The organism is Sphingomonas silueang, assembly GCF_040049155.1.
GTDB lineage: Bacteria > Pseudomonadota > Alphaproteobacteria > Sphingomonadales > Sphingomonadaceae > Sphingomonas > Sphingomonas silueang.
In genome coordinates, this window is sequence record NZ_JBDZDK010000033.1 from 1 (window position 1) to 13,961 (window position 13,961).

At 68.6% G+C, this 13,961-nt stretch carries 12 protein-coding genes; 1 reads left to right on the forward strand and 11 read right to left on the reverse strand.

What is annotated here, in order from left to right; all coding sequences use genetic code 11:
- Window positions 1-350 precede the first annotated feature (350 nt).
- The 11 genes from ABLE43_RS19925 to ABLE43_RS19975 form a co-directional block, all read right to left on the reverse strand.
- Complete coding sequence (locus ABLE43_RS19925; RefSeq protein ID WP_348979894.1) at window positions 351-1,892, reverse strand: AAA family ATPase; 1,542 nt, start codon at window positions 1,890-1,892, stop codon at window positions 351-353.
- A gap of 72 nt (window positions 1,893-1,964) precedes the next feature.
- Window positions 1,965-3,500 (reverse strand): AAA family ATPase, encoded by a 1,536-nt coding sequence (locus ABLE43_RS19930; RefSeq protein ID WP_348979895.1) that lies wholly within the window; start codon window positions 3,498-3,500, stop codon window positions 1,965-1,967.
- Window positions 3,501-3,641: 141 nt separating this feature from the next.
- On the reverse strand, window positions 3,642-4,733 hold the full coding sequence (locus ABLE43_RS19935) for a TonB-dependent receptor plug domain-containing protein (protein ID WP_348979896.1): 1,092 nt from the start codon (window positions 4,731-4,733) through the stop codon (window positions 3,642-3,644).
- 251 nt (window positions 4,734-4,984) lie between these two features.
- Window positions 4,985-5,869, reverse strand: a complete 885-nt coding sequence (locus ABLE43_RS19940) for a FecR family protein (RefSeq protein ID WP_348979897.1) — start codon at window positions 5,867-5,869, stop codon at window positions 4,985-4,987.
- A gap of 66 nt (window positions 5,870-5,935) precedes the next feature.
- A complete protein-coding gene (locus ABLE43_RS19945; protein WP_348979898.1) occupies window positions 5,936-6,385 on the reverse strand; it encodes an RNA polymerase sigma factor in 450 nt (149 codons plus the stop codon).
- A 176-nt stretch (window positions 6,386-6,561) separates the two neighbouring features.
- Window positions 6,562-9,240 (reverse strand): M16 family metallopeptidase, encoded by a 2,679-nt coding sequence (locus ABLE43_RS19950; RefSeq protein WP_348979899.1) that lies wholly within the window; start codon window positions 9,238-9,240, stop codon window positions 6,562-6,564.
- Window positions 9,241-9,265: 25 nt separating this feature from the next.
- Window positions 9,266-10,069 carry an energy transducer TonB gene (locus ABLE43_RS19955; protein ID WP_348979900.1) on the reverse strand — a complete coding sequence of 268 codons (804 nt, stop codon included), beginning with the start codon at window positions 10,067-10,069 and terminating at the stop codon, window positions 9,266-9,268.
- Window positions 10,070-10,164: 95 nt separating this feature from the next.
- Entirely contained in the window at window positions 10,165-10,596 is a 432-nt protein-coding gene (exbD, locus tag ABLE43_RS19960; protein WP_348979901.1) for a TonB system transport protein ExbD, read from the reverse strand.
- A 24-nt stretch (window positions 10,597-10,620) separates the two neighbouring features.
- On the reverse strand, window positions 10,621-11,394 hold the full coding sequence (gene exbB, locus ABLE43_RS19965; RefSeq protein ID WP_348979902.1) for a tonB-system energizer ExbB: 774 nt from the start codon (window positions 11,392-11,394) through the stop codon (window positions 10,621-10,623).
- A gap of 131 nt (window positions 11,395-11,525) precedes the next feature.
- Window positions 11,526-12,524 (reverse strand): FecR family protein, encoded by a 999-nt coding sequence (locus ABLE43_RS19970; RefSeq protein ID WP_348979903.1) that lies wholly within the window; start codon window positions 12,522-12,524, stop codon window positions 11,526-11,528.
- 32 nt (window positions 12,525-12,556) lie between these two features.
- Window positions 12,557-13,084 carry an RNA polymerase sigma factor gene (locus tag ABLE43_RS19975; RefSeq protein WP_348979904.1) on the reverse strand — a complete coding sequence of 176 codons (528 nt, stop codon included), beginning with the start codon at window positions 13,082-13,084 and terminating at the stop codon, window positions 12,557-12,559.
- A 260-nt stretch (window positions 13,085-13,344) separates the two neighbouring features.
- Here ABLE43_RS19975 and ABLE43_RS19980 point away from each other — a divergent pair, with 260 nt between their 5' ends.
- Complete coding sequence (locus ABLE43_RS19980) at window positions 13,345-13,932, forward strand: hypothetical protein (RefSeq protein ID WP_348979905.1); 588 nt, start codon at window positions 13,345-13,347, stop codon at window positions 13,930-13,932.
- Window positions 13,933-13,961 lie beyond the last annotated feature (29 nt).

Sequence of the window (13,961 nt, forward strand, 5' to 3'; positions counted from 1 at the left end):
CGATGGCTACCAGCACGGCGCCGGCAGGCGTAGAGGTGAGCTTGGTCATGGTCGGTCGGCCTCCAAAGTGTTGTCTCGATAACTTCACTTTAGATACCTGCTGGCCGGCCATGGCTTGCCCTGATGAAGCCTGCAGCCGCTTCGCGGCCTTGTCTTCATCAGGGCCACAGTGGCTCCCGTTCCAGCGCTTCCCGATGTGCTACGGCAGCGAGTTCATCTCGAAGGCACTCGACCGGTGGGCGTATGAGAACCATGCCCGGAGGAGAAACCGGGGGACCGTCATGTGCCTGTCCCTTCATCGGTGGATCCCGATGCGATCGGCATCGGGATCCACCATCCCGACGGGCCGATCAGCTACAGATGCCCTCGGTGCAGGGCGGGGGCGCGAGCCGCCGGGGCAGGGCGGGCGTGGGTCGTGACTTGCCGCCCAGCGTCGCCAGCACCGACTTGCGGTCCCAGATGTCCCGTGCCGCGATCAGCAGATAGTCTTCGAACGATCTCACCGCACGGCCCTTGTAGCGGTCATAGGCGATGTGGCCGCGCGCGTCGCCGACCAGCCCGTGCAGGTCGGCGGGCACGAAGCCGGCCGTGGCGTCGACCAGCGTCTGTTCGTCGAAGCCGCGCATCTCCTCGGGAAGGCCGTGCGCATAGTGGCGGATGATGTCGGTGCGCTTCTTCGCATCGGGCAGTTCCATGTGCAGCCACACCTCGACCCGGCCCGATCGCACGATCGCCGGAGGCATGTCGGCGACGTCCATCGCGGTCATGACGATGCACACGTTGCCGATCGATTCACTCTCCAGCCCGTCGAGCTTGGTCAACAGCTTGCGCGCGAAGCCCGAATTCTCGCCGTTCCTGAAGATGACGTCGGCATCGTCGATGAAGAACACCGACGGCGCGGAGGCTTCCGCCGCGTCGAGCAGCGGGCCGGCGGCTTCGGGCCGGGTCGATCCGTCCATGATGAAGAACTTGCCCTTCATCTGCCGCGCCAGGGCGCGCCCGATCGTCGTCTTGCCCGTCCCCGGCTCGCCGTGCAGCAACACGCCGCGTGCGGGTTTCAGCCCCAGTTCGCGGGCGAGGTCGGGCTGGGTCATCGGGATGACGATCGTGCGCATCAGTTCGCGCGCCACCGCGTCGATCCCGACCAGTCCGTCGAGCGTCACCTCCTCGACGTCGTCGACGACCAGGTTCGATCGGCCACGCAGGCCGCTCATCACGTCGACGAACGCCTCGGCGGTCGGCGCCGTGTCGCCGCGCCCGGCGAGCAGGTTCATCGCGGCGGCGATCTGATGCCCCGTCAGACGCTTGAAGGTGCGGGCGACCCTGTCGCGGTCGAAGTCGGCGGGCACACCGGCGGCTCGGTTGCGGATGATCACGAGATAGTCCTCCGCCGCCAGATTATCCATCTCGACGATCGCGGCCTTGGTCTTCACGTTGCCGTTGGGCTTGTCGGCGGAGGCGATGACCAGTCTGGCGCCGGCCGCCATGATCCGCTGATAGAGCGCCGCCATGACATGGTGGAGATAGCCCGGCCGGTCGACCGCAGCCATATTGCCCAGCCCGTCGAGCATGGTGACGTCCTCGACGAACACCAGCGATCCCGCCGCGATCGCGCCGGCGATGTAATCGACCAGCGCCTCCTCGATCTTGCCCGAGCCGCGCCTGACGACGTCGGTCATGATCCGGTCGAGCGAATGGACGGTGCCGCCCAGTTTCGCGAGCAGATGGGCGACGACCAGCGACTTGCCCATGCCGACGTCACCCTTGATGACGGTGACCGCGGCAGCGCGGATGGTCGCCAGCGCCTGATCATGGGCGCGTTGCTGGCTGGGGGTCATGCGATAGAGGCAATTGCTGCCCGTGGCGGGCGTGTGGTCGAGAGTCATGAGCATCGGAGATCTCCGGCGGGCGGCGGCTGGGCTGCGGGCCCGCGACAGCAAATCGGGATAGGGGGTACGGACGGATCAGTGGAACTGTCGCCCGCCGCGCTTGTGGAATGCCCGGTCGGCGAGCTGCTTCTGGTCGCGCAGCGCGGCGGCGGCACCGTCGAGATAGATTTCGAGTGGCAGCTCGGGATCGCCCAGGTGCCGGTCGAGCGCCAGATGTCCGGTGGCATCGGCGACCAGCCGGCGCAGGTCGGCCGGGGTGAACCCTTCCGTCGCCGCACCCAGCGCGGTCGAATCGAACGCGGGCGGCCTGATCGGCAGGCGGTCGACATAGCGGTCGATGATCCCGCTGCGCGCCTTCGCGTCGGGCAGCTTCATCTCCAGCCACACTTCCATGCGGCCCGACCGCAGTAGCGCGAGCGGCAACCCCTTCAGGTCCATCGCGGTCATCATCACGCAGATGCGGCCCGATGCCTCGTTCATCAGCCCGTCGAGCTGCGTCAGGAGATAGCGGCCGAAATAGGCCAGCCGCGGGTCGGTCAGGATCACATCTGCATCGTCGATGAAGATCACCGAGGGCGCGTTGCGCTGCGCTGCCTCGAACACCTGCCTCACCTTGTCGAAGAAGGAGCAGCTCTGGTGGTCGAAGTCGCCGTCGATCATGAAGAACTTGCCCTTCATCATATGGGCGAGGGCGCGGCCGATCGTCGTCTTGCCGGTGCCCGGCGGACCGTACAGCAGCACGCCGTGCTTGGCCGCCAGGCCCAGTTCCCGTGCCAGATCCGGCTCCTTCAGCGGCAGCAGGATGGTGCGTTCCAGCTTCTCGACGATCGCCTCCACGCCGACCAGGCCGCCCAGTTCGACGGCCTCTACCTCGCGCGCGTCGACGTTCGATTTCAGCAGCTGCCCGGCGAGGATGGCGGTGACGTCGCCGGTCGTGGGGGCATGGATCCCGCGCGCGTCGATCATGTCGCCGATCATCGTCAGGAAATGTCCCGACAGGGTGCGCGAAAAGGCGTGGACCCGCTCGAAATCGATCGCGGCGACGGCGGTTTCGCCCAGCCGGTCGGCGACGATGTGCCGGTAGTCGACCGCCTGCAGCGACGGTAGCGTGACGGTGAGGGGGCGGTACAGTACCATCTGCGAGGGCTGGGCGATCATCGGGCTGCGCAGCGTGCTGACGACGAACGTCTTGCCGGCGACATCGACCGCATCGTACAGCGCCTTGAACACCGCGCCGAACACGTTGGGCCGGTGATACATATAGCTGTGGGCGGCAAGCTGATATTCGCCGACGTCGTCGAAATAGACGATGTCATGCGCGTCGATCGCCGCGCGGATCGTGTCGTAGACGACCTGTTCATATTCGGTCGCGTCGACGCGGGCATGGGCGCGCAATATGTCCTCGGCATTCAGGAAACGGCCGCCGGTCGCGCGATGCATCGCCCGCAGGATGGTGGACTTGCCCATGCCGGATTCGCTTTCGACCAGCACGATCGGGTGGGCGGCGGTCGCTTCCATCGCCCTGTCGAACGCGAGGCGCTGCGACGGGGTGAGCCGTTCCGGCGGCAGCCCCTGGCCACGCGCCATCGGCGCGAGAACATGCATGTTCATCGGTGCGGTGTCCTTCTTCTGGTTTCGGATGGCCTGCGGGTCGGCTCACCCTACTGAAGGAACAAACGAGGGGGCGGCGCGGATATCGCAACGAAGGCGGGGGCGGCCGTCGTCGACCGCCCCCCTCCGCGCCGCGGCGGATCAGGTGTGCGTCACCATTTGCCGCGCACGCTGACCATCGCCGAGCGCGGCGCGCCGTACCAGTTGCCGCCGGTCGCCGAGCCGATGGTCTGATAACAGGTCTTGTCGAGGATGTTGTCGAAATTGACCGCGAACGACCAACGGTCGGACAAGCGATAATCGAGGCGGCCCGACAGCAGCACATAAGGCGGCACGGTGAACCTGTACGGAACGGTATCGGGCGCGGTGTTCGACGCGCAGCTTTGCGTGCCGGTGACGGGGTTGGGCGCGCCGGCGAGGTTCACGCAGACATTGCCCTGGCGATAGACCGACGACTGCCCGTTGGCGCCGCCGGAGCAGGCTGGCCTTGGCCGTCCAGTCGTCGCCGAGCTTCTGTTCGACGCTGCCGAACAGTTCGGTCGTGTCGAAAGTCCAGCGGCTCCATGGCATGCACAGGCAGGTCGAGCGTGGCAGTTCTACCTCACCTCCATTCAGATATCGCGGCAAGCCACTGAGCCAAGGAAGACTGTTCTGACGCGAGTAGTTGACCCCTGCGGTCAGCAGCGTGATCGGCGTCGCGTCGAGTTCCACGATGCCATAGACCAGGGTCTTGTCGTCCTTGGCGCGATCGTAGAAATAGCGCCGGTCCTGACAGGTCATCACCAGTCGGCCACGCAGCTTGCCGTCCAGCGCCAGCGGTGCACCGCCATCGAACTGGATGGTGTTGATGCCGAAGCCCCGCGAATAGAAGATCGGCTGCAGGGCGGTCGGCCCCAGTACCACCGTGATCCCCGGCAATTGTCGCACCGCCTGGGTATAATCCTGTATCCCCTGCTGCTGTATCCGCTCGCTGGTCAGCACGCTGACCGATTGCGGCACGTCTTTGATCGACTGCGGCACCTTGCTGCCGATCGTCAGTGCGCCGCTGGTGAAGCTCTTCGTCCCCTCGGTCGCGGTGACGTCGCGCGATCCGTTGATGCCGTTGACTCCCGCCGCGACGCCCGCACCGCCATAATAGGGCGACCCCTGCGCGCCCTCGACTCGCACCGCGCCCGTCACCCGCTCGCCGTCTGCGGTCGTGGCGCAGGCGATCGTCGCGGTATTGCCCGCCAAGCTGCCGGACAGGCCCGTCCCGGCCAGCAGCCGGGCCAGCCGCCGCCTCGCGCGTCATGCGGCCCGACACGCCGGGGGATTGCTTGCCCGCGACCAGCTCGCTCGAATAGACGAGCTGCACGCCCGTCGCCGCGGAATAGGCCTGCAGCGTCCGGCTGAGCGGGCCGGCGGGAATGGCGAAATCCTGCGCTTGCGTTGCCGTCTGGGCGTGCACGCCGCCGGACGACATCACGCGCCGCGTCGTACCGGGATCAGCAGGGCAGGTGGGTGACGCGCAACCCTTCGCTGCGGGCAATCGCATCGACCCCTTCGCCGACCCGCGTGGTGAACAAGGTGCCGCTGACCCGGCGGTTCGCCAACTCGCCATCGACCAGTATGATCCGCCCGGCATGGTAGCGATCGAGTTCCGCCAGCGCCCGGGCGAGCGGAACGTCGTTCAGGACGATCCGGCCCGTGCGCCAGGCAAAGGCGTCGCGCGTCGATCGGTACAGGCGCGGCGCGGGGCCGTCGAAGCGGATCGCCGCGCCGGCGCGCACGCGGACCGTCCGCCCGGCGCGCGCGACATCGACGATGCCTTGCGCGACGCTCACCTCCAGCCCCTGTGCCCGATCGACTGCGAAGGTCGTGCCGATATCGGTGGCGGTCGCATCCCCGGCCTCGACCGCGAAGGGGCGGGCCGGATCGCGTGCCGCCTCCACCGCGACCCGCCCGCGGGCGAGGGGGATGCGCCGGTGTGCGCCGTCGAAGGCGACATCGATCGCGCTGTCGCCGTCGAGCCAGGCGGTGCTGCCGTCGGGCAGCGCGAGGCGCCGGACCTCGGTCGGCGCGGTCGTCTGATCGTGGCGGATCAGCGGCATGATCGCCACCGCCGCCAGCGCGGCGGCGATCGCGGTGCCGCCGACGACGCGTAGCGACAGGCGCCGGTGACGCCGCAGCGGATCGGGCAGTTCGGCCCAGATCGCGCGGGCGGCACGATAGGCGCGGGCGTTCGCCGGATCGGCCGACAGCCAGGCACGCAGCTCGGCGACGTCGCCTGGGGGCGGGTCGCTCGCCGTCAGCCGCTCGATCCAGCGGGCGGCGGTGTCGGCCGCATCCTCGTCGGGCGGCGGAATGGGTCCGGGGTCTGCCTGTGGCACGCACTGTTCCGCGGGGTGATGTCGTCGCTATGACAGGCGAGCGGGCCGTTGCCTAACCCGCGCGGTCTATTCGGGGTCGACCGCGCGGATCAGCGTCGCCATGGCCGTGCGCATGTGCTTCTCCACCGCCGTGGTCGAAATGCCCAGCCGGCCTGCGATCTCGCGGTTGGTCAGGCCGTCGATCCGCCGCCAATGCAATATCTGCCGGGTGCGCTCGGGCAGTCCGCCGATGGCCTGCGCGACGCAGGCGAGAGCTTCGCCGCCCAGCAGCTGGCGTTCGGGCGTCACCTCGTCGACGGCGGCCCACAGGATCGCGGCGTGGCGTTCGCGCAGTTCGCGGCGGCGGCCGTCCTGGTTGCGCAGGTTGATCGCCATGTTGCTCGCGATGCGGAACAGTAGCCCGCGCGGATTGACGATCGGACGGAGCGGCCTGATCCGCGGGATCGCCAGGAAGACGTCCTGCGCGACATCCTCCGCGGTGTGCCGACACGACAGCCGGCGCGTCAGATAGCGCACCAGCATGTCGTGCGTGTCGGCGCGGCGCGAAGCGCCGCACCGCCATCGGCCGCCGTGCCGGTCACGGCAGGGCGAATCCGGGGAACGGATCGGATATCGCCGGCAAGCGCGCCTCCCTGTTGATCGATAGGAGAAGAACGATCCGGCAGCGACGGGATCGCAAGCCGGCCGGATGGTCAGAGGCGGTTGGCGAACGCGTCGACCGTCGCATAGCCCGCGCCGCCCAGATGGGCGGGATCGCCCGCGGCGACCCAGCAATGGCCCGACGGATCGCCGAGCAGGCCGATCACCTCGCCGATCGCGTCCGCGCTGACGGCGCGAAGGCGGTCCTCGGCGCGGTCGAAATGATCGGGCGGCAGGTCGAAGACGATCGACTGCACCATCGCGTCGACGACGGCCGCGGTTTTCACCCAGCGCGATGGCAACGCCACCAGCATACTGTCGCGCGCTGCATCGATCTCATCGTCCAGCAGCGGCCGTTCGCCGGTAAGCGCCCGCAATTCACCTTCGATCTCGGCCAGCGCGTCGAGCGTCCGGTCCCCCTGGACCTCGGTCTGAATCCGGAACTCGCCGATCGTCCGGCTATGCGAAAGGCCGCTGCCGATGCCATAGGTCCAGCCGCGCCGCTCGCGCAGGTTGACATTCAGGCGCGAGTTGAACGTGCCGCCGAAGATCTGGTTGAAGATCGCCGCCGCCATGTCGCCGATCCGCAACCGATCCGACGCCAGGCCGATGTGCAGCGCCGACTGCGCGCTGCCGGGGCGGTCGATCCGATAGCGTCCCGGCGCCGGGCGACGCGACGCGTCGAGACGGGACGGCGCCCGACCGGACGGCACCCAGCGACCGAACGCCCGCTCCGCCATGGCGATCGCCTCGTCGTGCGCGAAGCCGCCCGCGATCAGCAGGTGCGCGCGCGCCGGGTTCAGCCGGTCGCGATGACGCTCCACGATCGCGTCGCGGGTCAGGGTGGCGAGGCTTTCGACGGTGCCGTCGGATGAGCGGCCCAGCAGGCTGTCGGCACCGTGCATCAGCCGCGACGCCGCCATCCGCGCGGCGGCTTTCGGGTTCAGACCCTGCGTGCGGGCGGCGGCGATCCGGCGATCCAGCCGCCGGCGTACCTCGTCCGCGTCGAACGTCGGCCCCAGCAGCATGTCCGCCATCAGGTCAAGGGCCCCCGGGGCCTCGTCCTTCAGCATCGCCATCGACAGGGTGGAGAAGTCCGCCCGCATCTTCGTCGCCAGGTGGATGCCTCGCTCCGCCAGCGTCGCGGACAGCGCATGCCGGTCGTAACGGGCGCTCCCGCCGGCGAGCAGGTCCAGCGACAGCGCGGACAACCCCTCGCGTCCCGTCGGATCGGCGTCGGTGCCGTCGTCGAACAACAGCGCGATGTCTGCGCCATGCGCGCCGGGGCAGTGCGCGATCTGCACCCGCAGCCCGTTGTCCAGAGTCGCGCGCGACATGTCCGGCAACCGGCCGACGGGCGTCCGCAGGATCGCGGGCGGCGTGTCGCGTCGCGCCGGGTCGGCGGTGGCGTCGATGGCGGTAAACGGCCGCACGTCCAGCGTCAGGGCGGCGGGACGATCGAGCCAGCGGCGAGCGATGCCGCGGATCGTGTCGGTCGACGCGGTGTCGCAGAATGCGACCGGCGCGAGGTGGCCGTCCGGCGCATCATAGGTCTGCATGTTGGCGGCGAGCATCTCCGCTACCCGGCCGAGATCGTCGAGGACGCGGCGGAAACCGGCGCGGTTGGCGCGGCGGACGCGATCGAGTTCCTCCTGCGTCGGACCGCGATCGAGCAGGTCGCGCAGTTCCTCGCCGATCGCCGCCTCGACCGCGGTCATCGCCGCACCGGGGGCGAGCGTGGCGGCGATCGCGAATTCGCCCGACACCGCCCGCCCGTCCTGCCCGGCCTTGATCTCCAGGCACAGGCGATCGCGTTCGACCAGCCGGCGGACCAGCCGGCTATGGTTGCCGTCGCAAAGGATCCTGCCCAGCATGGCGAGGGCCGTCGATTCGACCTCGGCGCCCGGCGGGCTTATCCACACGGCATGGAGGCGGCGATGCGGCACCCGATCGTGCAGCACGAGCCGTCGCGGCTGCGTCACCTCCGGCAACCAGCGCGTCACCGCGCCGACCGGCGTCCCCGCCGGTATTGCGCCGAACCAGTGCTCGACCCAGGCGAGCGCGTCGTCGAAGGCGATGTCGCCAGCCAGCACCAGAATGGCGTTCGACCCGCCGTACCAGCGCCGGTGCCAGTCCGCCGCCGTCTGCAGCGTGGCGTTGTCGAGATCCTCGAACGAGCCGAGCACCGTATGGGCATAGGGATGGCCGGCGGGATAGAGCGTGGTCAGGATCGCTTCGAGCATCCCGCCATAGGGTTCGCCCTCGCGCTGGCGCTTCTCGTTCTTCACTACCTCCACTTCGGCGGACAGCGTCGCGGTATCGATGCCGCCCATCAGATGGCCCATGCGATCGGATTCCATCCACAGCAGATGGTCCAGCGCCCCGACCGGCACGGTCTGGAAATAAGTGGTCCGGTCGAGCCCGGTCGTGCCGTTGACGCCTGTGCCGCCGAGCGACTGAAGGGTGGCATGCCAGTTGCCGCGCCGGTTCGCACTCTGTTTGAACATCAGGTGCTCGAACAGATGGGCGAACCCGGTCCGCCCCGCCGGTTCGTCCTTCGACCCGACCCGGAAGCGCAGCTGGGTGGCGACGAGCGGGTGCCGGTGATCCTCGTGGACGATCAGGGTCAACCCGTTTTGCAGGACGGTCATGCGAAACGGAATGGTGGGCGAGGCGCGCTGGTCGTCCTGTCCGCTCGCCGCCGGCAATTCGGTGAGGTCGGTCGTGGTCATGATGGTCTCCGGTGGCGCGGCGGGTTCAGCGACGCTTCCTGATGTAGAATTCGACGGGCACGACGCGCACGATCCGGTCGCCCGTCACGCCGGGCGGCGGAGCGGGGAAGGGGCTCGCCCGGCGGGCGAGTTCCAGCGTCGCGTTGTCCAGCAGGGCGAACCCGGCGCTTTTCTTGAGCGATGCCTCGATCAGGCGGCCGGCGCGGTCGATCACCAGCCGGACCAGCACAGTATCCTGCTGCCCACCGGCCTGCGCCGCGGAAGGGTAGCGCTTGTTACGTTCCAGCTTGGCGAGGATCTTCCCCTCCCAGGCCTGTTCCGCGTTCGATGGCGGCGCGGCATTGTTGCCCTCGACGGGCGCGGCGGTCTTGTCGACGGCGGCGGCCTCGACCGCCTGCGGCGCGGTCGTCTCGCGCGCCTCCCTGGCGACGGTGGGCGCCTCGATGGGCTTCTGTTCCGGTTTCACGGGAAGGATAAACGAAGGCTTCGGCGCGGCGTCGACCTGCGGTGGCGGGTCGAAGCTTTTCTGTTCGACCGGCTTGGGCGCCGGCTGCGCCTCCACCTGTTCGGGGCCGGGCGCGACCTGCGTTGCCGGAATCGGCGGCGATGCGGGCATGACCGCCAGTTCGACGACCATCGCCGCGGGGGGCGGGCTGTCGTCCGCGTGCCGCGCCCAGCGCCAGTCGACCAGCATCGCCCCGACGACCGCGCCGTGCAGACCGATCGAGAAGATCAGCGCATAGGGCCATTGCCGCCTGCGGACGGGACGCCGTCCGTCCGCGGCATCGTGTCGCAGGTTGGCGGACGCCGGGCGGTTGTGGGGATCCATGGTGTTCCGTGTCTTCGCAGTTTCGTCCGCCGGGCGGCGTGGGAGGCGGCCGACGGGCGTCGCGACGGGCATCATCGCTGCGGACAGCGCCCTCGTCATTTCGCACCACCTGCGCCGCCGTCCTGCGTCACCAGCCCGACCTTGAGATACCCTGCCTTGCGCATCTCATCCATCAGCCCCATCAGGTCGCCATAAGGGACGGTCTTGTCCGCGCGCAGCAGGATGCGGGCCTGCTTGTCGCCTTTCGTCGCGCGCTGCAGTTCCGGTGCCAGCACGGCGCGGTCGATGGCACGGTCGCCGATCGACACCTTCAGGTCGCTCTGCAGGCTGAGGAACACCGGCTCCTGCGGGTCCGGCTGTGCCTGGGCGGTCGACACCGGCAGGTCGAGCGGCACGGTCGCAGTCGCGAGCGGCGCCGCGATCATGAAGACGATCAGCAGTACCAGCATCACGTCGATGAACGGCGTGATGTTGATCTCGTTGATCTCCTCCATCCCGTCGCCGTCGCTTCCAAGCTTGATCGACATCGAATGTACTCCGCGAAGGACAGGTCAGATGGCGATCTTGAGCTGGGGAACCTGCGCGCGTTCCGCATCGTGGCTGACCAGGCAGGCGACGCGCGTCGACATGTGGTGCAGGTCGCGGCGGAACCCCGCCATCTGACGCGAGAAGATATTGTAGAGCAGCACGGCGGGAATGGCGGCGACCAGGCCCAGCGCGGTCGCCAGCAACGCCTCCGCGATGCCCGGTGCGACCACGGCCAGATTGGTGGTCTGTGCCCGCGATATGCCGATGAAGCTGTTCATGATGCCCCACACGGTGCCGAACAGGCCGACGAAAGGGGCGGTCGCCCCGACCGACGCCAGCACGCTGAAGCCCGCGCGCATCGACTGCACGGCATCCCCCTCCGCATCGACCAGCCGGACCGACAGGCGTTCGGTCATCGCATCGGCCGACTTGGCGTTGGCCAGGTCGACGCAGCCGTCCACCTCGTCCCGCGCCGTCGCGACCAACATGCTGCCGATCTCGCTGCGCAGGTCGGGGACGGCGGCCAGCGTCCTGGCGGCGGCCAGGATCCGGCGGTCGTGGGCGATCGCACGACGCGCCCTGGCGAATTCGCGATACTTGGCGAAGGCGATGCCCCAGGTCGTGACCGACGCCGACAGGAGCACCAGCATCACGCTCCTGACCAGCCAGTCGGCCTGAAGGAACATCGACCAGGCGGTGAGATCGTGCTGGACGGCTCCGGTCGGAACGGCGAGCGCGGTGCCGGGCAGCGAAGCGAGGCAAAGCGGCAGCAGGAACATCATTCGGATTGGGCGCACATCAACCTCGATTCCGGCTCGTCGGGCCTAAGGGCGGATCGTCGTCATCAATGTGCCAAACGAGCGGCCCGCCCTGGAATCGCAAGGATCCTGAAAGGTCGACGCGCTCCCGGCGGATCGCCCCCGCCTGATCAGCGAATGACGGTGACGGGACCGAGCGTGGTCAGCTTCAGCCCCTGCGACGAGGCGAGCGCGGTGAGCCAGCTGTCGGTCCGGTCGAGATCGATCACCGCGTTGATCCGTCGCTCTCCCGCTTCGGCGTTGAGCAGCAGGATGCGGCCGGCGCGGTAGCGATCGAGTTCCTCGAGTATCTGCGACAGCGGCCGGTTTTCCATAATCAGCCGCCCGCGCGTCCATGCCGTTTCCAGCGACGCGTCGACGGCGCGGATCCGTCCCAGCCCCTGCGGGCCGAACGCGATCTGTCGGTCCGGGACCAGAACGGCATCGCGCGCACCCGACGTCACGCCCACACGGCCGCGCGACACGGTCACGACGGTCAGGTCGTCGTCGCGCCGGCGCACGGTGAAGGCGGTGCCCAACACCCTGACGACGCCGTCCCTGGACGATACGACGAACGGGTGCGCGGGATCGTGCCTCACGTCGAAAAAGGCTTCGCCCCGTGCGAGCGCGACGTGGCGCACGCCGTTGCGGAAGTCCGTGGTGAACGCGGTGTCCGGGCCCAACGTCACCCGGCTGCCGTCGGCCAGGGGGACGTCTTCCTGAACCCGCGCATCGCTCACATGGTCGTATTGCCAGCGGGTCGCATAACGATCGGCGGCGCCGACGCTCATCACCACGGCCGCGGCGATCGCGGCGTAGCGCAGCGCGGCCGACCGGTCCAACCGCCGCCGCGCCCGTCCGGCGCGTCGACCATCGTCCGGCTCGGCTGCCGCGTCCGGCCAGCCGGCCTGTTCGCGTTCCCGCAGGATCGGGCCGATGCCGCTCCACAGGCGCTGCGCGCGGTCATAGGCACGCGCATTCTCCGGTTCGGAACGCCAGCTTTCAAACTCGCGCCGGTCGTGGTCTCCGGCATCGCCCGACGTCAGGCGCACGACCCAGCCCAACGCTTCCTCCTCGGGGTCGCGATTGGCTGCGCCGAGCCGAAAGCTGTCGGATGGAAAGTGGCTCATGCCCAGCTATACGAATGAACGGGTCGAAACTATCAATCGAGCGCGTCGAGACCGCCCAGGACGTCGCGGCACCGCAATAGCGCCTGCAGCACATATTTGTCGACCAAGCTCTTCGACACGCCCATCCGCTCGGCGACTTCCTTGTGGGTGAGGCCGTGGAGGCGGACCAGGATGAACATCTGCCGGGTCAGCCCGGGCAGGCCGACCAGCGCCGATTCGATCTGTCGCGCCTTGTCCGCGGCGAAACTGTACGATTCCGGCGTCGCGACCGATGTTTCGAGCGCCTCGAAATAGGGTGCCATGTCGCTCAGGATGACCGCGCGCCGCCCCTCGACCCTGACATGGTCGATCGCCAGATTGGACGCCATCCGCAACAGATAGGCGCGCGCCTCGCGGCGGTTCGGGAAGTCCAGGCCGACGCTGCGGCATTTCAGGTAGATGTCGTGAACCAGATCCGCAACGATGTCGGTCGACTGCAACCGGCGTCGGATCACGCGTTCGAGATCGCCGCGCACCTCCAGGAAGACGCTTTCCAGCGTGATCCGCTCGAGCGCGGTCACCGTCCGACGTCCTGCACGCTGCTATTCCGGTCTGTCCGAGCCACAACCTATCCCCCGATCCGGATGGGCACCGCCTGGCGCGCTGCTGTGTTTCGCGCTGCAGCATATGATGATGCCGGTGAGCGCGAGCTGTCAACTCGGACCGTTTCGGCATCGTCGCCGAACCGGACCGAATGCGCGAAGGCACGATTGCGATCCGGACCGGGCGGCATCGTTCTACCTGTGCGACGCTGCACGCGCAGACGCCGGCCATCCGGGGAGTGATCCGAGCTACGAGAGGGACGATCGTCGTCGGCGTCGTGACGCTGTCGGTCGTGGCGGGGATTGCGTTGGGGTGCACCGACGCAAGTGCGCCGCCGGACAGGTCGCGGGAACCCTTCGCCTTTCCCGAAGTGCGGCAACTCGCCCGCCTGATCGCGAAGAGCGGCATCGGGCAGGGCGCGGTCCCGGTCGGGCAATTCCGCCGCATATCGCCGCGTGTCGCGCAGCAGTATCGCGATGCGCTCGTCAGGTTCGACGGCACCTATGGCGCGGGGGTCGGCCCGGCAAAGCGGACGAGCGGCTATCTCGACTGCAAAGCCGCCTTCAGCCGTGTCGCCGAAGCGATCGACGGGGTGCCGGTCGCCGACGGGGACGCGGCGCAACGCCGGTTGTGGGCGCGGCTCCAGGCCTGTCGCGGCATGGGCCAGCGTCTGTCGGGGCCGGTGGAGATCGCGACGTTCGGCAACGATCTCAAGATGATGTCGGAAGGGGCGATGCTGGTCCTCAGCTTCGCGATCACCGCTTCTGGTTCGCGGCTGGGGCCGAAATTCTACAGCGAGCTGGCCGGGACGGGCGGGGCGAACTGATCCCAGAGTGTCGCGGCCGGACTGCGGAT

Excerpts from the sequence above, each read along its gene's own strand:
- ABLE43_RS19955 (WP_348979900.1), bottom strand. The coding sequence starts at position 10,069 with ATGGATCCCCACAACCGCCCGGCGTCCGCCAACCTGCGACACGATGCC.
- ABLE43_RS19925 (WP_348979894.1), bottom strand. The coding sequence starts at position 1,892 with ATGCTCATGACTCTCGACCACACGCCCGCCACGGGCAGCAATTGCCTC.
- ABLE43_RS19930 (WP_348979895.1), bottom strand. The coding sequence starts at position 3,500 with ATGAACATGCATGTTCTCGCGCCGATGGCGCGTGGCCAGGGGCTGCCG.
- ABLE43_RS19950 (WP_348979899.1), bottom strand. The coding sequence starts at position 9,240 with ATGACCACGACCGACCTCACCGAATTGCCGGCGGCGAGCGGACAGGAC.
- exbD (WP_348979901.1), bottom strand. The coding sequence starts at position 10,596 with ATGTCGATCAAGCTTGGAAGCGACGGCGACGGGATGGAGGAGATCAAC.
- ABLE43_RS19970 (WP_348979903.1), bottom strand. The coding sequence starts at position 12,524 with ATGAGCCACTTTCCATCCGACAGCTTTCGGCTCGGCGCAGCCAATCGC.